The organism is Geitlerinema calcuttense NRMC-F 0142 (assembly GCF_030285425.1).
Genome location: NZ_JASVEJ010000004.1, coordinates 20420 through 40260, shown reverse-complemented (window position 1 = coordinate 40260; position 19841 = coordinate 20420). Strand labels below are relative to the sequence as shown.

At 48.5% G+C, this 19841-nt stretch carries 17 protein-coding genes; 7 read left to right on the top strand and 10 right to left on the bottom strand.

The features are described from left to right. Positions 1-162 precede the first annotated feature (162 nt). Both QQ055_RS01320 and QQ055_RS01315 read left to right on the top strand, forming a co-directional pair. Positions 163-1497 (top strand): PhnD/SsuA/transferrin family substrate-binding protein, encoded by a 1335-nt coding sequence (locus QQ055_RS01320; RefSeq protein WP_286004108.1) that lies wholly within the window; start codon positions 163-165, stop codon positions 1495-1497. Beyond that, positions 1485-2312 (top strand): sensor histidine kinase, encoded by an 828-nt coding sequence (locus tag QQ055_RS01315; protein WP_286004107.1) that lies wholly within the window; start codon positions 1485-1487, stop codon positions 2310-2312. Before QQ055_RS01320 ends, QQ055_RS01315 begins: the two co-directional genes overlap by 13 nt. Before the next feature lie 33 nt (positions 2313-2345). On the opposite strand, the gene QQ055_RS01310 is transcribed toward QQ055_RS01315, so the two are convergent. Both QQ055_RS01310 and QQ055_RS01305 read right to left on the bottom strand, forming a co-directional pair. Further along, positions 2346-3146 (bottom strand): radical SAM protein, encoded by an 801-nt coding sequence (locus tag QQ055_RS01310; RefSeq protein ID WP_284474556.1) that lies wholly within the window; start codon positions 3144-3146, stop codon positions 2346-2348. Between the two features lie 100 nt (positions 3147-3246). Beyond that, positions 3247-4374, bottom strand: coding sequence for an AI-2E family transporter (locus QQ055_RS01305; RefSeq protein WP_284474555.1), 1128 nt, complete (start codon positions 4372-4374; stop codon positions 3247-3249). Between the two features lie 239 nt (positions 4375-4613). Between QQ055_RS01305 and QQ055_RS01300 the strand changes: the two genes are divergently transcribed. After that, entirely contained in the window at positions 4614-5363 is a 750-nt protein-coding gene (locus QQ055_RS01300) for a cation diffusion facilitator family transporter (protein WP_284474554.1), read from the top strand. Positions 5364-5376: 13 nt separating this feature from the next. Here QQ055_RS01300 and QQ055_RS01295 read toward each other — a convergent pair whose 3' ends face one another. The 4 genes from QQ055_RS01295 to QQ055_RS01280 all read right to left on the bottom strand — a co-directional run bounded on the left by QQ055_RS01295 (position 5377) and on the right by QQ055_RS01280 (position 7117). Further along, the gene (locus QQ055_RS01295; protein WP_284474553.1) at positions 5377-5853 is read right to left on the bottom strand and encodes a DUF29 domain-containing protein; all 477 of its coding nucleotides are present in this window, start codon (positions 5851-5853) and stop codon (positions 5377-5379) included. 31 nt (positions 5854-5884) lie between these two features. Further along, the gene (locus tag QQ055_RS01290) at positions 5885-6184 is read right to left on the bottom strand and encodes a DUF7734 family protein (RefSeq protein WP_284474552.1); all 300 of its coding nucleotides are present in this window, start codon (positions 6182-6184) and stop codon (positions 5885-5887) included. After that, on the bottom strand, positions 6181-6777 hold the full coding sequence (locus QQ055_RS01285; protein ID WP_284474551.1) for a DUF3177 family protein: 597 nt from the start codon (positions 6775-6777) through the stop codon (positions 6181-6183). The genes QQ055_RS01290 and QQ055_RS01285 overlap by 4 nt, the downstream gene beginning before the upstream one ends. 115 nt (positions 6778-6892) lie before the next feature. Beyond that, entirely contained in the window at positions 6893-7117 is a 225-nt protein-coding gene (locus tag QQ055_RS01280) for a Calvin cycle protein CP12 (RefSeq protein WP_069967896.1), read from the bottom strand. A gap of 347 nt (positions 7118-7464) precedes the next feature. Between QQ055_RS01280 and QQ055_RS01275 the strand changes: the two genes are divergently transcribed. Continuing rightward, the gene (locus tag QQ055_RS01275) at positions 7465-8718 is read left to right on the top strand and encodes an FIST signal transduction protein (RefSeq protein ID WP_283359518.1); all 1254 of its coding nucleotides are present in this window, start codon (positions 7465-7467) and stop codon (positions 8716-8718) included. On the opposite strand, the gene QQ055_RS01270 is transcribed toward QQ055_RS01275, so the two are convergent. From QQ055_RS01270 to QQ055_RS01260, 3 genes are all read right to left on the bottom strand, one after another. Beyond that, positions 8715-10553 (bottom strand): GAF domain-containing sensor histidine kinase, encoded by a 1839-nt coding sequence (locus QQ055_RS01270; RefSeq protein ID WP_286004106.1) that lies wholly within the window; start codon positions 10551-10553, stop codon positions 8715-8717. The two genes, QQ055_RS01275 and QQ055_RS01270, sit on opposite strands and share 4 nt — an antisense overlap. After that, entirely contained in the window at positions 10550-14548 is a 3999-nt protein-coding gene (locus tag QQ055_RS01265; RefSeq protein WP_286004105.1) for an ATP-binding protein, read from the bottom strand. The genes QQ055_RS01270 and QQ055_RS01265 overlap by 4 nt, the downstream gene beginning before the upstream one ends. 184 nt (positions 14549-14732) lie before the next feature. After that, complete coding sequence (locus QQ055_RS01260) at positions 14733-15833, bottom strand: metallophosphoesterase family protein (RefSeq protein ID WP_286004104.1); 1101 nt, start codon at positions 15831-15833, stop codon at positions 14733-14735. 55 nt (positions 15834-15888) lie between these two features. Here QQ055_RS01260 and trmB point away from each other — a divergent pair, with 55 nt between their 5' ends. Then, on the top strand, positions 15889-16590 hold the full coding sequence (trmB, locus tag QQ055_RS01255) for a tRNA (guanosine(46)-N7)-methyltransferase TrmB (RefSeq protein WP_283359515.1): 702 nt from the start codon (positions 15889-15891) through the stop codon (positions 16588-16590). Here trmB and QQ055_RS01250 read toward each other — a convergent pair. Beyond that, positions 16516-17928 (bottom strand): dolichyl-phosphate-mannose--protein mannosyltransferase, encoded by a 1413-nt coding sequence (locus QQ055_RS01250; protein WP_286004103.1) that lies wholly within the window; start codon positions 17926-17928, stop codon positions 16516-16518. The genes trmB and QQ055_RS01250 overlap by 75 nt on opposite strands. A 304-nt stretch (positions 17929-18232) precedes the next feature. Between QQ055_RS01250 and QQ055_RS01245 the strand changes: the two genes are divergently transcribed. Further along, the gene (locus tag QQ055_RS01245) at positions 18233-19279 is read left to right on the top strand and encodes a sodium:calcium antiporter (RefSeq protein ID WP_286004102.1); all 1047 of its coding nucleotides are present in this window, start codon (positions 18233-18235) and stop codon (positions 19277-19279) included. Between the two features lie 125 nt (positions 19280-19404). Continuing rightward, complete coding sequence (locus tag QQ055_RS01240; RefSeq protein WP_283359512.1) at positions 19405-19785, top strand: hypothetical protein; 381 nt, start codon at positions 19405-19407, stop codon at positions 19783-19785. Positions 19786-19841: the final 56 nt, after the last annotated feature.

Here is a 19841-nt window from a genome sequence, read left to right as displayed (position 1 = left end):
TTTTAACAGTATTGAAGCGGTCGAGCTTGTTATGCTGGGTTTCAGCATAAAACTTAAATCTATACTTCAATATTTCTAAATTAGCAATCAACGAGTCATATCTTAAAAACCTTTTATATCAAAAACTCTTTTTTCAAAAGCCAATTGGCACATTCTTCAACCATGAAAACGGCACTTCAAATTGGTGTATTGGCTCATCGCGATTCTCAGCATACCTTTAACACTTGGCAAGCTACAGCGAACTATCTTTCATCTGAATTAAATGAATATGATTTTAGAATTATTCCTTTAAACTTTACTGAAATTGGCGTAGCTGTCGAGCAAAATTTACTCGAATTTATCATTACCAGTCCTGGACTTTATGTAGAATTTGAAGCTCTTTATGGCATTAATCGACTAGCGACGTTAAAGCACCTTCACATGGGTAAATCTTATACCCTATTTGGTGGAGTTATTTTTTGCAGTAGTCAGCGTAAAGATATTCATACTCTTGCTGATTTGCGAGGAAAAAAATTTATTGCAGTTGCAGAACATTCTTTTGGAGGATGGCGAGCAGCATGGCGGGAATTTGTTAATATTGGAATCGATCCGTATCGAGACTTTCAATGTTTACAGTTTGGGAATACTCATGATGCAGTTGTTTATGCTGTTTTGCATGGACATGCAGATGCAGGGACTATTTCAACTAAAGTTTTAGAACAAATGGCCTTAGAAGAAAAAATAGACCTGAATCATTTTCAAGTTATTAATCAACAAACAAATGAGTGCGATCGATTTCCTTTTGCTTTGAGTACCCAACTCTATCCTGAATGGCCTTTTGCTGTCACCCAGAAGACAGACTCAGAACTTGCTGAGAAGGTTGCTATTGCTTTACTCAAACTCCCTAAAAATCATCTAGCCGCAATTGCAGCTCAGTCTGAAGGCTGGACAATCCCTCTTAGTTATCAATCCGTTCATGAATGTTTTCAAACTTTAAGGGTTCATCCTTATAAGGACTTTGGCAAGCTAAGTTCTAGCTTTTCATTAGCGGTGAAAGGTTCTAATGATGGATTATGGGATTGGAATTTAGAAACTCACGAAATCTTTTTTTCATCTCGCTGGACAGAAATGTTAGGCTATGAATCTTGGGAAATCAATAATCAATTTCAAGAATGGGAAAAACGATTACATCCTGGCGATCGCGATCGCGTTTTGAAAACGTTTCAGCAGTGCTTTGAGGGTCACTATCAAAGCTGTGAATTGGAGTATAGATTACAACATCGAAATGGAACGTTTATTTGGATTCTTTGTCGCGCTATTGTGTTGCATGATGTTTGGAATAAACCTTATCGTATGGCAGGATCGCACAGCGACATTACTAAGCGCAAGCAAGCAGAAGAAGAACTTAGACTATCTGAAAATCAACTTAGAGATCAAACCCAATACTTACAAAAAACCTTGCAGGAGTTGCAACAAACTCAAGTGCAGTTGATTCATAGTGAAAAATGTCTAGCTTAGGTCAATTAGTTGCTGGCATTGCTCACGAAATCAATAATCCAGTTAACTTTATTTATGGAAATTTAAATTATCTTGACGAATATTTTCAAGAATTGATGCATTTATTGCAAGCTTTTCAAAAATATTATCCTCAACCTGTTAGTCCAGTCCAAGAAAAAATTGAAGAAATTGAACTTGATTTTATTCGTTCTGATTTAACGAAACTTCTTAAGTCGATTCGCGTCGGTACTGAACGCATTCGAGAAATTGTCCAATCGCTTAAAAACTTTTCGCGTCTTGACGAAGCCGCAATTAAAGATGTTGATATTCACGAAGGAATTGAGAATACTTTACTGATTTTACAGCACCGCTTAAAATCCCGATCGTCAAAGTCAGGAATTACAATTCAAAGAAAATATGGAAAGCTCCCTTTAGTTGCTTGTTACCCAGGTCAATTAAATCAAGTTTTTATGAACATTCTCAGTAATGCAATAGATGCATTGGAAGACTGCGATCGCGATCTGAAATTTTCAGATAACTTAACGACCCACGAACCTAGATTATTTACTCCTACGATTCAAATTCAAACAGAAATTATAGCCAATCATTGGGTTAGAATTCAAATTTCAGATAATGGTTCTGGCATGACAGAAAAAACAAAAAAGAGAATATTCGATCCCTTTTTTACGACCAAATCAGTAGGTCAGGGTACAGGGCTAGGACTATCAATTAGTTATCAAATTGTGGTTCAACAACATCGAGGAAAATTAGAGTGTAAGTCTCAACTTGGGGAGGGTACAGAATTTATTATTCAAATTCCCCTACACCCAGGCTGAATTGTTCTGGCGATTTGATTGAGAGTTGCTGTACTAGGTTACGGGATAGCGAACCAGCAGTTTTGTCTCTTGGTGAATGCGATCGCCAAACGCCTTTAGGGTTTCCAAACTGACGGGTTTGAGCGATCGCGTGGGATATTCTCGATCGTCAAGCGTATGATTTCCCCGCGCGTCGAGTTGATGGGTTAGCGGTTTAGGACGAGTGGGGGTATTCAGTTGAATCTCATCCGGCTGGATCTGTTGCATCAGGCGAATATACTCGGCTTGTTCGCGATCGCTCCAAGGCGATAGGATCATGGTTTGGATACCCAATCGGCCGGTATAAATTTGCCGAAAAGAAGCCAGCGCCGCCCACAACGCCTCTAAATTCAAAGACTCCACAGGACGATTGATCCGGCGATAGCGATCGCCATCCACCGCATCCACTTTAACAGCGATTAAGTCAGCCAAGGCGAGTTCTGCTTTCACCTGCGGATCGGCAAGTAACGTCCCATTGGTGAGAACGCCCACGGGTTTATGCGTCATTTGCTTCACCATCACAATAATTTCACCCAAATTGCGGGCTAGGGTGGGTTCTCCGCTACCACTGAGCGTAATGATATCCACATCCCAGGGCGAAAAGACCGCGAGTTCCTGTTGAATTTGGGAGGTTGGCACAAAGAGATCGCGATCGCCCCTCATCTGTTCAATGTCGCCTAACTGACAATAGACGCAGTTAAACGAACAAGTAGACGTAGCGCCAATAGGATCGATACCCAGCGATCGCCCATAGCGCCAGGAAGTGACCGGACCGTAGACTGAGGTAAATGTGGAAGACACTGTTGTTTTGCACATTCCGTGCAGTAGAAGAGACTATCGAGAGCGTTCAGATGGATTGCAGTGTTATCCAACAGGCGTCTCTAGCTTGATTATAGGCAATTGTACCCCTGCTGGATTATCCCACCTTAGACTCGGCACTCTTGGCAGGGTGGGGAATTTCGGTATTTAAGGGATTGTGGAAAAACGAGCCAGTTTGCGGAGGTAAGGTAGGATCGAGGATAATTTCTACCAAACTTTTGACGACCCCGGCGATCGGAATTGCTAAAATCACGCCCAGCAGTCCTCCTAACTTAGCACCCAACAACAGCGTCGCAAAAATAATCACCGGGGATAACCCCGTGAGATTCCCCATAATCCGAGGCGCGATCGCATTATCCTTGACTTGCTGAATGGCAACCGAAACAATCAAAACCTTGAGTGCTAGCCACCAATTAATAAACGAGACTAACACCACAACCGTCCCAATTCCTAGGGTTGCGCCAATAAAGGGGATAATCTCCATCGCCCCAATAAACACCGCAAATAGCAGAAAAAATGGCACCCGCAACGCCAAAAACGCCAGCGTCAGCGTCACCGCCATAAACAAACCCAGAAAGAATTGTCCAGAAATGAAGCGCTGCAAGTTCCGCTGAAGCGACTCGGTTAACCCGGAACGAATTTTAGGCGAGAAAAACCCCGTAATCCCCTGCCACAAGCGCTTGCCATCGAGCAGCATATAAAAAGAGATCACCAAAATCAGGATGAAGTCTAAAAACCAGTTAAAGGTTCCCACCACTAAACTTACCCCTTTACTGACTCCCCGCGTGGCAATGACTTCGACCTGAGCCTGAATTTTTGCCAGAATTTGCTGGGCGATGACGCGCACGTCAAAGGGTAAGTTATGCTCGACACTCCAGAGTTGAAATGATTCTAACTGTTGTTGAGCAGAATCGAGAAAGTTGGGCAGATTGGCGATAAACTGTCTGCCTTGGTTAAACACTGGAGGAACTACCGTTAAGCCAAATAACAGCAAACCAATGCCCGCCATTAAGTAAACAATCGTCGCCGCTAGCGATCGCGGTAAGAAGGTTTTCTCTAATGCCGAAACCGGATAATTCAGCAAAAACGCAATCAAAGCAGCACTCAGGAGAATACTCACCAATTCTCCAACATAGCTTAAAGCTTTGAGCGTGACAGAAGCCGTAATGAGCAGTAATAACCAGGTAATCAGAAGTTGCTGAACGGGAGAAAACACTCGATTCATCAGTTGCTTGACAAGGCGGTTCTGCCCAGTAGTTTAACCTGAGTTGGAACTGAAAACGAGATTTTCCTAAGCTTTCATCGCTTCATTGCCCCATTCCCTAGGGCTTCTGGCGGCAAGCCGTGCCGAAAGAACCCGCAGTGGGAGATAATAGATCGCCCAAGCGCAACGAATTTTGGCAGCCAGGAAACGAATTCACCGCGAACAACGACAAAGAAGGATGACTGATATTGTTGAACACCATGCTTAAGCCTTTGCCCCCAGATCGTTCGCATTCTTTGAAGGTACAGCGTTTAAAGCTGGCATTAGCTCTGTTAAGCAGCTTTTTTGTCTTAGAAATGACTGCGGCTTTGGGAACGGGTAGTTTATCCTTACTTGCAGATGCCGGTCATGTCTTATCGGATGTTACCGCGTTGGGGATTACCTTTGCTGCCCTGTGGTGGACGCAAAAACACGCCGCCGCTGCCCCAAAATGTCCGATTCCGTCTGCGCGTTCCTTTTCTGTCGAAGCGATCGCCGCGTTCATCAATGGCTTGAGTTTAATGGCGATCGCGTTTTGGATCGGCACCGAAGCGATCGCCCGTTTAAGCGCCCCCGCCCCGGAAATTCCCGGAATTCCCATGTTACTGACTGCCTTAGTCGGCTTATTGGTGAATAGTTGCAATATCTTTTGGCTGGGGGGTTGCGGCTGCCACGATCTCAACCTCAGAGGGGCGGTTTTGCATATCTTCGCCGATATTTGTGCCTCTTTGGGCGTGATTATAGCAGCGATCGCCGTGGTGTTGCTGCACTGGACTTGGGCAGATGGTGCAATTAGTCTCATCGTTTCCGGCTCGATCGTTCTGATTGCTCTACCCTTTTTGTTTGAAAGTCTGCGTCAGCTATTATTCGGTATTCCTGCCAAAACCGAAAATTGCGATTGTGACAGCAGCACCCCAGAAAAGCTCTTGTTCCCAACGCTTGAGGATCTGGTAAAGCAAAAATCCATCTGAATAGGGAAAGCTTTTACTCAATATCCATTACGAGTTGACTGGGTTCGCCGGGATAGAAATCCGGGTTTAAAATTTCCGCTAAAGAATAAGGACACTCATCCGGGAAAGTGCGTTGAGGAAGTTCAGTTTCTCCTACTGCTAATAAGAGCGCTTTAGTATAAGCTTTGAGGAGCGATTCTTCGAGATCGGGTCTTAAACTGGGATTTTCTTCTAAGAGTTCAGATATCTCTAGACGCTGAATTCGCAGGGTAGTTAACCAACTTCGGCTGCGTTTTTGGGGCTGATATTCCCACTTGAGTAAATGTCCAATGAGTACGCTAAGACGATTTCGGAGTTCTCGGCGTTGCTGCTTCCCCAACGATTCAATCTCCTCGATTAAATGGTCTAAATCGAGCTGACTCCATTGCTGTTTGCGGAGTAAAATCGCTTGATGTTGCGTCCAAGCGTAGAAATCCGTTTCGTAGAGGTTGGCTGGAGAATGCAGGTTCATGAGAGGGATACCGAGTGGTGACGTACAATCTTTAAACCCCAACCTCCTCTAATAACGGTTGCATGGCTTCCCAGGTGAGTCCTTGTTGAATGTATTGAGGATTGTCGGGGATGTAGGGACTTTTTAGGCGGTCGATCGCGATAATTGTAGCGTTTTCGGGTAAAACGGGGACATCCGGATCGAAGGCGGTTGACTGCATCAACGAACTAGAAAAGCCTTTGAAGATGGCAATTCGATCGGCTTGGGCCTCAATTTCAACGCTGACGAGTAGCACCTCTTGGGGGCGTTTAACCGTATATTGCTCTAAGCGCTGTCCGATGGAACGACTCATGAACTAATGGCGGAACGACCTTGTTTACCTAAACGAATTAACACGAAATACAGGAAATAGGTCACGTAAATAATTAAGCCTGCAATCCCAATAAAGGCCATAAAGCCTTCTGTGAAGCCACCGTGCAGGATTTCTTTATACCGCCAAGGGGCTTCTAGCCACAGGCGACAGAAGGCGTTTGTAATAATTTGGGCTTTCGGCTGGGCGGCGCATTGTAGGGAGGGAATTTGCGCGATCGCACCCGCTACCATATAAATACTGACTGCCCATCGCCAAGCGCTGAAACAGAGTTTTAAGGGGCGTTTGGGGGGAATGTCCTCAATTTCTTCGTTCAGATCGACCCAAAACCACAGAGAAATCGGAATTAAAATCCGCGCCGCTAGGGAAGTCACATAGCCAACGGGAACCGCTGCTATCAATAAATACACAGTAATGGCTAGCAGACTTGCGACGCGCCAATAGATAATGAGTAGCCGAATGATGGCTTCCGATTGTTTCACCGTTGCCCAAATCAGCAAGCCCAGGGGGAATACCACTGCAAAGAGTACGGCGAGCTTATAATCCATCCAAACGAGCGATCGCAATAATTCCATGATTTGTGTGTTTCGGCAATCTCAACCCCAAGCGTAGCAAAAACAGCGCTCTGTTGGGGACAAAAAAGCCGCCAGGAGCAACTGGCGGAAGAAAGTCTAACCCATAGCCCAACGCTTACTCGTCGTAAACGCGGCATTCAATCGCGTCGGGGTTATCGTCGCAGTAGCGTTCTAAAGAGTTCTTGGGTTTGGTTTGCTTTTGGTGAGACGCTTCGGCTTGGAGTTCTTCAACAGCATCCCAAGCGGCTGCACACTCTCCGGATTCTGCGCCTTTGGTGTCGCAGACTGAACGGGCTTGTTCGCGTTCTTGTTCAATTTGGTCTTGAATGTTATTGGTCATAAACTTCGTACTATCGATGAATACTCTTGGGTCAGTATAGGGAAATTTTCCCTCAATGGGTACCGCTTGCGGATCTGGCTAGGGTGGGGATTGCTCCTCTAACGTTAGTCTGACTTAACTCAGAGCGCCCTAGAGCGGATCTCTCGTGATTTCTTAAGATTTGGCGATCGCCTCGTCGTTTATCTATATAAATATTAACACGGCTTGCGCTATTCGGGATAGTGTGATAGGCAACGAAGAATTATCCGCGCCTTGCCACGGGTCAAATATTTCTGCTGAGGAACCGGGCGCAGCATCCTAAAATGGAAAAGATAGGCGGATCGCACGAGGCTCAAGAGATCGCAATAATGAGCAATCCAATGAAATGGGCAAACGCCCTCTCAACTCGCCCCTCTCTAGAAGCGGCAGTGAAAGAAGTCATCGCCAGCGTTAAGCAGCAGTTAGACGGCGATGCAGATTTAGCCATTATTTTTATCTCTTCTGCCTTTACCAGCGAATATTCGCGCCTGATGCCGCTATTAGAAGAACAACTCTCCGTTCCCGTACTGATCGGCTGTGGGGGTGGGGGCGTGGTTGGGATGAATGCCGATCGAGAAGCCCAAGAAATTGAAAACGTCCCCGCCTTAAGTTTAACCCTAGCCCAGTTACCGGATGTCAAAGTCACCGCCTTTCACATTCCCTTAGAAAACCTCCCCGACCTCGATAGCCCGCCCGATGCGTGGGTAGACTTAATTGGGATTGCCCCTAGCGAACAGCCTCATTTTATTTTGCTGTGCGATCCCTTTTCCGCCAGCACCAACGACCTCTTGCAGGGGTTAGACTTTGCCTATCCCGGATCGGTCAAAATTGGCGGGTTGGCTAGCGGCGGGCGCATGAGTCGGGGTAGCGGTCTATTTTGCAACTATCGGCTGTATGGGGAAGGGACCGTTGGCGTCGCCCTGAGTGGCAATATCGTCTTAGAAACCATTGTCGCCCAAGGATGCCGTCCCATTGGGCAAACCTATCGCGTTGCTGAAGGCGATCGCAATATCCTTCTGAGTTTAGAAGAATCTGACGATCCTGACTTTAGCGCCAGCACCAAGTCTCGTCCGCCCTTAGCGATCCTGCGCGATTTGCTAGAAACCCTCAGCGAAGAAGACCGCCAACTGGCGCAACATTCCCTGTTTATTGGCGTGGCCCGCAACGAATTTAAAACGCAACTTGAACACGGCGACTTTCTGATTCGCAACCTCCTCGGCGTCGATCCGAGGGCCGGGGCGATCGCCATTGGCGATCGCGTGCGTCCGGGTCAGCGCATCCAGTTCCACCTGCGCGACTCCCAAGCCTCCGCCGAAGACCTCGACACCCTATTGCGCCGCTATCACCAAACCACCGACCAACCCACCGCCGCCGGGGCCTTAATATTTGCCTGTTTGGGACGCGGTGAAGGGCTTTATGGCTGTCCCAACTTCGATTCCCACCTCTTCCAGCAATATTTTCACAATACCCCGATTAGCGGCTTCTTTTGCAACGGGGAAATTGGGCCAGTTGGGGGAAACACCTTTTTACACGGCTATACCTCAGTCTTTGGGATTTGTCGCCCCCGCAACGAACTCGATTAATCGGCCGCAAGGGGTAACGTAATAGTAAAGGCAGTCCCTTCACCCCGGATCGATTCTAGCTGAATTGTCCCCCCGTGAACTTCTACCACAATTTGCCGCGCGATCGCCAAACCTAACCCCGTTCCTTGACCGACAGGCTTCGTCGTGAACAAATGGTCAAACGCCCGTTGCTTCACCGCCTCCGCCATGCCAATACCCCGATCGGCAATCCGAATTGCGATCGCCCGATCTTCTATCATTTGAGTGTCCACCTCAATTTGATAGCGATCCGCCTGGTGTCGGCTGGGTAAGTCGCTGTTATACAACTCCTCTAAGGCATCAACCGCATTTGCCAGCAAATTCATAAACACCTGGTTGAGTTGTCCGGGGAAACAGTTGACCGTCGGCAAACTACCATATTTTTTGATAATCTCAATCGCGGGACGCTCATCATGGGCCTTCAGGCGATGCTTCAGAATCAGTAAGGTACTATCTAGCCCCTCATGGATATTAAACGGCACCTTATAATCCTTATCGGCACGGGAGAACGTCCGCAAGCTATTGCTGATATTGCAAATCCGTTCTACCCCCAGTTCCATCGAGTTGAGTAACTCCGGAAAATCAGCCTTTAGATACCCTAGATCGATGTTGTCAATCTCCTCTTGAATTACCGAGACGGGGTTCGGGTAATATTTCTGATACAGATCGACCAAGCCGAATAAATCCCGCATATACTCGTTGGCTGGCTTTAAATTTCCCGCAATAAAGCCCACCGGATTATTAATTTCGTGGGCAACACCCGCCACCAGGTTGCCCAAAGCGGACATTTTATCGCTTTGAATCAGTTTAAATTGCGTCTGCTGTAACTCCTGCAAGGCGGCGGCGAGATCGTCCTTTTGCTGTTTGAGTAACTGTTCGGCTTGGATGCGTTTGGTAATATTTTCAATCGTCCCCAACACCCCAATAATCTCGCCTTGCGGATCGCGCAAGGGTAGTTTGTGGGTTTGCAACCAGATAGGCTGACCATCGGCTGGGGATTTGGTCTCTACTAAGTCTAGGATAGGTTGACCCGTGGCAATCACAGAAGCATCGCATTGACGGTACAAACTCTTTTCAATGGCTAACCCCTTTAAGTCATCATCCGTTTTACCCAGGATTTGCACTGGCGAACCCGCGCCGGAAATCTCTGCAAAACTTTGATTGCAACCGAGATAGACTGAGTTGCGGTCTTTCCAGAAAATCCACTGGGGAATATTATCGATTACTAGACGCAGCAGTTGTTGGGCTTGTTTTAACTCCTCCAAAGTTTGCTGCGATCGCTGATAGAGACGGGCATTTTCTAGCGAAATGGCCGCTTGGGCGCACAGGAGGTTTAAGACTTGAGTGCGATCGCTGGTAAATACCCCGGCGGTTAAACGATTTTCCAAATACAGCATTCCCACCAATTTCCCTTGATGCCAGATGGGATTGCACAACAAACTTTTGGGTTGCGCTTGCTGAATATAAGCATCGCCTAAGAAAAAGGAATGTTCTGTAGCGTTATTAATGGCAATTGGCTGAGGTTGGCGCTTCACCTGGTTGATTAAACTTAGGGGAATTTCCTGACTTTCTTCTAGGGGAACCGATTGTAAAACCTGCGCGGTTTCGCCGATTTGGGCTACCCCTTCCACGCGCCATTGTCCGTCCTCTAACAATAGCAGAACGCCTTTATCCGCCCCGGCATTTTCAATCGTCACCTGCAAGAGGTTGGATAGCAGTTGTTCGAGTTGAATTTCGCTAGAAAGGGCTTGAGAGGCTTTGAGAATCGCTGCAAAATCCAACGCCGCCGACGCGCCACCCGCCGAGGTGGATGTCACCGTTTTATGAGAGACGCTGAGGGTTCCTTGGAGAGGGGGCGGGTGGTTTGTAAGATGGGCGCAAGTAGTTGAGGATAGCGGGCGGCGAGGGCATCCACTTTAGCTTTAGCCCCCCAGCGGGTGTAGCTGTAGTAAGCGTCAATCAGGTAATTTTGTGCCATCCGTTCTTTCCCCCAATTCAGATAAAATTGGGCAGCCAGTTCGTAGGCGAGGGCTTCATCTGGCTGATACTGGTTTTCTTTGGCGTAAGCAATGGCGCGATCGTAGTGTTCTAAGGCATCGCCATGCTCGTCTAAAATCCGTTGGCGTTCGGCTTCAACCAGGTAAAATCGATGCAGAAAGTTGCTAGGAGCTAGGGATGCCCAATGTTCGAGTTTAGCGCTAGCTTGGGCAACCTCAGCCAGCAGTTGAGATCGTTCGGGTTCGGGGGAGGTATCGGCGATCGCCAAACGTGCCAGCGCCCCGTAGAAGTAGAGGAGGGGAACCACGGGTTGGGCGGTTGCACCACTCAAACAGCGTTCGGCTTGGCGGGCGTGGTGGAGGGCTTGGGTATTGTCGCCAAACAGATAGTTTAAGGTGAGTTTGTGCAGGTGCAAGCAATAGAGCGCATAGAGGTTATTTTGGCGTTGATAGTGGGAGAGCGATCGCTCTTCGTCATAGTCAGCGCCGATCAATTTCACAGGATTTTCGCTTTTCCCCATCAGGTTTAAGACGACTTGGCGCAATTGCTGGCACAAGTTGAAATAGACTTCCTGTTTAATTTGCCCAATGCGATCGCGATGCGCCACAATCCGGGCATCGAGTTCGGCGAGTTCTTCGCCCAAAACATAGCGCGATTGAATTTCATAGTAATGGCTCAAGGCCGCCGCTTCCGCATTCCCCGACTCTAAGCCCGTTTGATAGCCTGCTTCCAACAGGGGCAAACCCAAGCGCAAAGGGTCTTTCCAAGGCAGCGTCAGCGCCCCCACAATTAAGGAAACCCGCGTATGGGTGGTGGGATCGCCAAATTGTTCGGAAACGCTGAGGGCTAATTGACCAAACTCGTAACCTGCTTCAATATTATTCAGCGCCCCACATAAGCCAATACCCGCGCGGGCATAGGCAACCGCAGAAATGGCTGTATTCCCGTAGCGGATAGAAAGTTGCACCTGTTTGAGGACAATTAGGAGAAACAGGTTGGGAACCGCTAAATAACAGGAAGTCGAAATATTATTGGCGATCCGCAAAGCCGCGAGAGCATTGGCATCCGTCATTACAGGCAAATCGGCAAATTGGGCAATGCGGTATTGGGTGGGGATGGCTTTGAGTTGAGCGATCGCTGTGGCGCTATCTTCGGGAGTGGGAGACAGGGGCAGGGGACAATCTAATTGAGCTAAGACTTCTAAACCTAGCGCGATCGCCTCTAATAATTGTCTCTGGGCGACATGGCTCAGGATGGCAATTTCATACACTTTAATCCGGTCTAACAGGGTTTGAGCATTCTCCTGAACGGCTTGTATCCACCCCTGCATCCGTTCAAAGTCGCCCTGGAGATAAGCCACCTCCGCCGCTACTTCATGCAAGCGCCGCGTCAGTTTGTAATCGGTTGTCCAACTTGAGGCGGGTAATAATTGTAACCCTTGGCAGGCGTAATCGATTGCCACGCTGTAGGCTGTCGCCCTTTTCGCTTTGCGGGCTGCCCGTTCGTTGAGTTGAGCCAGTTCGACGCGATCGCACTGCGCCTGCAACAGGGATGAACCGATATTGAGTTGATTGACGATGGCAAATAACTGATTTTCGCGCTCTTCTTCTGAGCTTTGCTGCCACAACAGTTGTCCAATTTGGAGATGCACGCCTAACTTATCGGCTTCCGGAATCAGCGTGTAGGCCGCTTGCTGAATGCGATCGTGCATGAATTTATACGTGCATTGCCGAATTAAGGCGCGATCTTGGCAATTTTCTAGATCCGAGGCTTGATAAAAGAACTTATACAGGTCGTTTTGCGGCTGTATCCACCCCTCTTGCAAAGCCGGCCACAAATCGCGGGCGATCGCGCCGGGAGAGGTTTGACAAACGAGGCTTAGGGTTCTTAAGTCAAAAAGATTACCGATACAAGCGGCTTTTTGCAACACCTGTTGAGCGATATCGGGTAACTTCTGCAACTGTTTGGCGGTGAACTCCACCACATCATCAGCTTGGGCGAACAGTTGAATTTGCTCTAAGTCAAATTCCCATAAACCCGTTTTGAGATTAAAGGCGATCGCCCCCTCTTCATGTAAAGCCTTGAGAAACTGAGTGGCGAAAAAGGGGTTCCCTTGCGTCTTTTGATACACCCATTCGGTTAAGGGCTTGGTTTTGGGCGGCGATTGACACAGGGTATCGGCGATTAGATAATTCAGTTCGGTAGCTTTTAACGCAGATAGGGCAATTTGATGCACCAAGGGATTGTTCTGAGCATCGCCGATCAATTGCTCGATCGTGACAGCTAGCGGATGGGTAGGTTCAACCTCATTATCGCGATAGGCCCCAATTACTAAAAGATTGCCCGACTGCATTTCACCAACCAGCAGGCGGATCAGTGACAAAGAGGCAGAGTCCGCCCATTGCAGATCGTCGAGGAAAATGACTAAGGGATGCTGCGGCGTAGTAAAGACTTGAATAAACTTTTGGAAAAGCAGCCGAAACCGATTTTGGGCTTCAGTTCCGCTTAAGGGGGGAACCGCAGGCTGTTCGCCAATAATGCCCTCAAGTTCGGGAATGACTTCTATAATGACTTGGGCGCTAGGGGCGAGGGCGTCGCGGATGCGTTCGGCAAAGTAGGTAAGTTGCGCGTCCGTTTCGCACAGCAATTGCTGCATCAAGTCGCGCACAGCCTGGATAAAGGCTGATAGGGGAATATTGCGTTGAAATTGGTCAAATTTGCCTTGGATAAAATAGCCGCGCTGTCGGACAATGGGTTTGTGGACTTCGCTCACCACAGCAGTTTTGCCAACCCCCGATGCACCCGATACTAAGATCAGTTCGGCTTGGCTATTGGTTTCGGCGGCGATCCGTTCAAAGGCATTCAGCAGGGTTTGGACTTCGGTTTGGCGTCCGTAGAGTTTTTCGGGAATGCTAAAGCGATCGCACGCATCCCATTGTCCGAGGGGAAAGGCGGCGATTTTTCCGGTGGTTTCCAGTCGATCCAGGCATTCTTCGAGGTCGTGTTTTAAGCCTAAAGCACTTTGGTAGCGGTCTTCGGCATTCTTTGCCATCAACTTGCTGACCAGGTTGGATAAAATGGGCGGAATGCGCGAATTGAGATCGCGAACCGATGGGGGCCGTTTGGCGATGTGACAGTGGACGAGTTCTACCGGATCGAGGGTGGGAAAGGGGAGTTGTTGGGTGAGGAGTTCAAAGAAGGTGACGCCTAGGGCGTAGAAATCGCTTTTGTAGTCGATTCCGCGATTCATCCGTCCGGTTTGTTCGGGGGAAAGGTAGGCGAGGGTTCCTTCTAGGATATTCGGGTTTTGGATTTCTTGGACTTCTTTGGGCAACAGCGAGGCGATGCTGAAGTCTGTGAGTTTGACTTGTTGGGTTTGGGGATGAATCAGGATATTGGCGGGTTTGATGTCTTTGTGGACGATCCGCTGGTGGTAGAGGATATTGAGAATATCGGCAAGTTGAATGGCGATCGCTAAAAATTCCTTTAAAGGCAGAGGAGAGTTAGCAACATATTGACTCAGCGCCATTCCCCCAAAGTCTTCGAGGACTAAAAAGCGACTGTTGCCATAGGATTCGAGGCTGTAGGCTTGGATAATGTTGGGGGCGTTGAGGCTTTGGGCGATCGCCAATTGGTTGCGAAATTGCAGCAGTTCTTGAAAGGTCGGATACTCAGCTTTCAATAATTTTAAGATAACTGGCAATCCATCGGCTTCGCGAATGCCTCGATAGACGAGGGTACTGGAACTGGCATACACTTCTTCAAGAGTGCGATAACCCGGAAGATCGATTGACACTTCTACTTCTGCATTCATATAGCTGTAGCCATAACGGTTAGGACAAGCTGAACTGCGATTTCTACAGGAATCGCGATCTGCGAATCAAACATTCATCTGAGTATTTTTTGACTCAGCACTTTGCTGCAAATTCTGCCCTGATGGAAACGTATCAAGCTTGCGCTATCAATACCAAAACTAAGGAAGTCCGAATGGGAGCGTGCTATAGGATCAGTGTGGCATGATTATCAATGAACCGGGGCTTCCCCCGATCGTCAACTGCCCCAAAGCGCCGAAAGTAAGCTTGCAAACTGGGGGGAAAGTGGGGAAACTCAAATAAACTATCCCCTTGGGCAATATCAGCCCAAAAATACCGCAAACTCTCGACATACTCTTCGGCTGCTTCCGGGGTGAGTTGGGCGGGAGAATGAGTCAGCAATCTTAACATAAAGGGCTTAGAGCGATCGCCCATCCACTCTCTGGAAGTTTGCCCTAATTGCGGCCAATGGGGAACCCCTTCGATCCGATGCGATTCGATGTGCAACTCCTGATGTCCGCGATCGTCTTGGTGAAATTGTAAAATCCGATAGGGATGGGGATAGCTAACTAAGGAACCTGTGGTAATTTCATAAAGATTTTGGCTTGTGGCGATATCTTGAACGTGCAAGTGGCCGGTAAAAATCAGCTTCACTCCGGCTTGGTGCAACAGGTCTAATAATACAGGCGCATTCGCCAGCATATACCGCTGTCCGAGGGGATGCTTGGCTTGATCGGGTAGATGTTCGATAACGTTATGATGCACCATCACCAATACGATCTCATCTTTGATTTGGGCTAAGACCGTTTCTAACCAAGCCAGTTGGGGGCGATCTAAATATCCCAGTTGCTTGCCGCGATCGTCAAATTGATTGGAATTTAAGCCAATCAGCCGCACGCCCGGTAAAACTTCGCAGCTATAGTACAGTTGGCTGGGATTGCGATAGCCGTATTTGCGATAGTAGTGGGGAAACTCGGCGAACCCAATAGCGCGATCGCACGCTTCGAGAACGGGAACGTCATGATTGCCAGGAACAACGTAGACTGGATAAGGCAGTTTTGCCAGTCGTTGTTGCAACCAAGCATGATTCTCAGGTTCGCCGTGCTGAGTTAAATCTCCCGGTAATAAGAGAAAATCAAGATCCAATTCGCCTAAGTGCGTTAAAGCCTGTTCTAAGGCAGGAATGCTAACTTCTACCAGGTGAAAGCGACTCGGATGATCCCAAATGGTTTGGGGGAGTGCAATATGCAAGTCGCTAATAATCGCAAAGCGGAAACTGAGACTCATGATTTTAAAAAACGACTCGATCCTAAATTTAATGTAAACCCTCTGACCCCTAGATATGGCACGAGTGCGCGTTCGCGAACACGTTAACCCCCTCGCGGAAAAATACCAAACTTCCATTGCGCCGCCCCAATGGGACAATCTGTATGGCAAGGTGCAGCAACCGTTACACCTCGATATTGGTTGCGCGCGGGGCAGGTTTGTCTTGAAGATGGCACAAGCACTGCCCCAATGGAATTTTTTAGGCTTAGAAATTCGCGAACCCTTGGTAGAAGAAGCCAACCAAATTCGCGATCAATTGGGCTTAACCAATTTGCACTATCTATTCTGTAATGCCAATAACTCCCTCCAGCCGTTGCTAGCCTCTCTCCCGACTGGGGTGTTGCAACGGGTAACGATCCAATTTCCCGATCCGTGGTTCAAAAAGCGCCATCAAAAGCGGCGAGTTGTGCAACCGGAGTTAGTCGAACAGCTAGCCCTTGCTTTACCGGAGGGGGCTGAGGTGTTTCTCCAGTCGGATGTGGAAGAGGTGGCGTTGCAGATGCGATCGCTGTTTGATGAGTCTCCCGTTTTTCAACCCACCACCGCCGGTTGGCTAGAAACCAATCCCTTACCCATTCCCACCGAACGCGAAATTGCAACCCTGGCTCGCAATTTCCCAGTCTATCGCGCCTTGTTCCACAAGCTAAACCCAACTGGGCAGAAAGATCCGCATTCGGAAGCCCAAGGGGGAGAGGGGCAAACCCAAATAAACGGGTAGCCAAAAGAGGAAGGCGAGGGCAACGATCCCAACGGTTGCGAGGGCGATCCAGCGAGACTCCCGTTGAGGGCTGCGGAACCAACGATCGACGAGTAAAGCCAGCCCCATAAACGCGAAGACGGAGGCCCCCATGTAATGATAAATAAAGGCACAGCGCGTCACCATTGCCCACGGCAGCCAGTTGGCAGTGTAGTTGATGACTAAAAATAAGGCAGTCCAACGGATGGTTGTGGGCTTAAAGCGCTTGATAATTAGGGTGAGGGCAAGCAGGGCGATCGCGGCGGCAGATAACCACCATAAAACCGGGTTGCCCATTGCGTGTACGTCATACACCACAACGTTGCCACCCGGCGTTTGTGCCTGTTCGTAATAGTAGGCAACCGGACGCCACATTAACGGCCAACTATACCAGGAAGAACAATAGGGGTGAACCTCTGGCGTGTTGCCAATGCCTCGGTGATAGGACAGAATTTGCCGTTGCAGTTCCCAAAAGCCAAATTCAGGGTTCTGTTGGATGTGGGGGATAAATGATAAGCCATAGGTAACGAGGGGGACAACGCCCAAATAGCCCAGCAGGTGCCAGAGGGGGATTTGTGCTAGGTTGTCTAGGGGAGATTGCCAGCCCTCAATGCGCTCTTCGGAGGCGGTGGGCTTAAGTTGGGGAAGTTTGAGCAAAACCCAGGCGATCGCCCACAGCAAATAAGCGCCCAACAAAAAGCCTAAACCATTCCACTTCACGGCAGCCGATGCCCCAAAGTTAATTCCGGCCAAGATTAAAAAGCCAACTCGCCACCGTCCAATTCTCGATAGGCCCAGGAGGAGAAACCAGCTTCCGAATAAGCCAAAAATGACGAGATAAACATTAACTAAAGCATAACGAGATTCAACTAAAAATAGCCCATCTAGAGCGATAAATAAGGCGGCAAAAAACGCATAAGTGTAGCGTCTTGTCAACTGGTAAGCAATCCCAGAAACGACTAAAGGAATCAACGCCCCCGTTAAAGCATTTAACCAGCGATAGCTAAAGGTAGAACGCACAGAACCCGTTAGCTCATTGGTAACAGATTGGTCGCCAAAGGGAAACATGGAATTGATTCCCATCCCGATTGCAATTAAATACTTGGCAAGCGGCGGATGGGCGTCAAAGAAAGGGGTGCGAGTCAGATAATTATTGGCGAATTTGGCGAAGTAAACCTCATCAAAAACTAACTGATTAAATCGGGATAAACCCCAAAAGCGTAAAATGAGGCTCAAGACTAAAATAGCGCCCATTCCCCACCAAAACCAATGGCGTTTTTGCTTAGGCGAGTCGCGAAACATTTGTTCCTGGGAAGTCATAAAACTGCGTCCTAGCACTGACAAGCTTGCTGTGATTATGCCAGATTTTGTGAAGGTCTGGAGCGATCCCCAGTTGCCGCGTTAATTTTAGTGTCTATTTGGGGGAGAACGGCCCGGAGAAAATGCCACAATTAAAGGGTGGGGGGTGAATCGAGGGAGCCAATCTCTATCTGTTGATAGACCTCGAACGTTAGGCAAGCTCAACCCCCAAGAGTGATGTCGATTTTCTCAAAAAGTTTCAGAGTAGAAAAGAAAAGCTCCATTGGGTTGTTCTTAACATTAAATCTAGAATTTGGGAGGACTTGTGAGTGAACCTTTATTGATAAATTTAGGAATTTTTGTGTTATCTGCGATCGCGATCGCCTTAGCCGGATCTCGTCTAGCCGGGGTTGCCGATCGCCTGGCCGAAGTCACGGGTTTAGGACAAGCTTTAGTGGGCGCGATCTTTTTAGGCGGTTGCACGTCTCTACCCGGCATTGTCACCTCCGTCACCGCCGCCGCTGGAGGTCATGCAGAATTGGCCACGAGTAATGCCTTGGGTGCGATCGCAGCCCAAACGGTTTATTTAGCCGTTGCCGATATTGCCTACAGTAAAGCCAACCTCGAACACGCTGCCGCCTCTGTCACCAACTTAATCCAAGCCACCCTCCTGGTAGCACTGCTGGCGATTCCGCTGGTGGCCATGTCAGGCCCCGATATTAGCGTGTTTGGCATCCATCCGGCGACGCTGTTGATTCCCATTACCTATATTTTTGGGCTGTACCTGATCTCCGAATCGCAAAGCTTGCCCATGTGGCGACCGTTGCAAACCTCCAATACGATGCAAGAAACCGTTCCCCATGCGGAACTCGAAATGACCGGCGAGGAGAGTGGGTTGCGTTCTTTAGCGGCCCAGTTTGTCGCTTTAGCCGCAGTGGTGACGGTGGCGGGTTACGGGGTGGCCCACTCTGCTTTAGGACTTTCCCAAGTGGCGCATCTCTCGGAGGGTTTAGTCGGGAGTTTATTTACCGCCATCTCTAATTCTTTACCGGAATTGGTGACAACAGTTGCCGCCGTCCGTCGAGGGGCGCTAACGCTAGCGGTAGGCGGCGTCATTGGGGGGAATAGCTTTGATGTGCTGTTACTCGCCCTATCGGATATTGCCTATCGGGAAGGGTCTATTTATAAGGTTTTGGCAGGACAACAGATTTTTGCGATCGGTCTGACGATCCTGATGACAGGGATTCTGATCTTGGGAATGCTGCGCCGAGAACGGCATGGGATCGGCAATATCGGCTTGGAAAGCGTTTTGCTGATTCTGCTGTATGTCGGAGGCTTTATCGCGCTGTTTTTCCAGGGCTGGCAGGGGTGATCGCACGGTCTTCTCTCGCCGGGGACTTGAAATTTTGTGAAGAATCTGCTTTAGTGCTGTTAACGATCGATCCTCTATGATATAGGGAAACGATTTGTGGTTCATTGCTCTTCATACATTGCGTGATGAAACAATCTTCTTGTTTAACCCTGGTTGCCCTAACGGCTGCGATCGCGCTATCAACCGCTAGTTCTGCTTCTGCCCAGGTCGCAAGCTGCCGCTTTAGACAGTCCTTGAATACCAATGGCATTGAATCGCCTCAATCTCCCACCCTGGGTTGGTGGAATGGTGATTTCGGCTTCAAACCCCTCGCCGCTGCTGGTGTGGGAATTGCTGCGATTTCCGGTTTGTTTGCCACTCGCACCCTCGCGAGTCACAAGGCAAAAATGGCTGCGAACTTAGCACAAGAGACTCCTATCGTTCATCCCGAATTGAATTTAGAAACCTCCCTTTATTCCGATTTGCCTGCAACTGCTTCTGAAAAAGAAGTCGTTCTCACCAAATAATCCTGTCTTCATAATTTGATAAGTTTCTATCCGGGTATGTACCTCTAGCAGAGTAA

Coding starts and splice junctions, on each gene's coding strand:
- QQ055_RS01320 (WP_286004108.1), top strand. CDS start 163: ATGAAAACGGCACTTCAAATTGGTGTATTGGCTCATCGCGATTCTCAG.
- QQ055_RS01315 (WP_286004107.1), top strand. CDS start 1,485: ATGTCTAGCTTAGGTCAATTAGTTGCTGGCATTGCTCACGAAATCAAT.
- QQ055_RS01310 (WP_284474556.1), bottom strand. CDS start 3,146: ATGTGCAAAACAACAGTGTCTTCCACATTTACCTCAGTCTACGGTCCG.
- QQ055_RS01305 (WP_284474555.1), bottom strand. CDS start 4,374: ATGAATCGAGTGTTTTCTCCCGTTCAGCAACTTCTGATTACCTGGTTA.
- QQ055_RS01300 (WP_284474554.1), top strand. CDS start 4,614: ATGCTTAAGCCTTTGCCCCCAGATCGTTCGCATTCTTTGAAGGTACAG.
- QQ055_RS01295 (WP_284474553.1), bottom strand. CDS start 5,853: ATGAACCTGCATTCTCCAGCCAACCTCTACGAAACGGATTTCTACGCT.
- QQ055_RS01290 (WP_284474552.1), bottom strand. CDS start 6,184: ATGAGTCGTTCCATCGGACAGCGCTTAGAGCAATATACGGTTAAACGC.
- QQ055_RS01285 (WP_284474551.1), bottom strand. CDS start 6,777: ATGGAATTATTGCGATCGCTCGTTTGGATGGATTATAAGCTCGCCGTA.
- QQ055_RS01280 (WP_069967896.1), bottom strand. CDS start 7,117: ATGACCAATAACATTCAAGACCAAATTGAACAAGAACGCGAACAAGCC.
- QQ055_RS01275 (WP_283359518.1), top strand. CDS start 7,465: ATGAGCAATCCAATGAAATGGGCAAACGCCCTCTCAACTCGCCCCTCT.
- QQ055_RS01265 (WP_286004105.1), bottom strand. CDS start 14,548: ATGAATGCAGAAGTAGAAGTGTCAATCGATCTTCCGGGTTATCGCACT.
- QQ055_RS01260 (WP_286004104.1), bottom strand. CDS start 15,833: ATGAGTCTCAGTTTCCGCTTTGCGATTATTAGCGACTTGCATATTGCA.
- trmB (WP_283359515.1), top strand. CDS start 15,889: ATGGCACGAGTGCGCGTTCGCGAACACGTTAACCCCCTCGCGGAAAAA.
- QQ055_RS01250 (WP_286004103.1), bottom strand. CDS start 17,928: ATGACTTCCCAGGAACAAATGTTTCGCGACTCGCCTAAGCAAAAACGC.
- QQ055_RS01240 (WP_283359512.1), top strand. CDS start 19,405: ATGAAACAATCTTCTTGTTTAACCCTGGTTGCCCTAACGGCTGCGATC.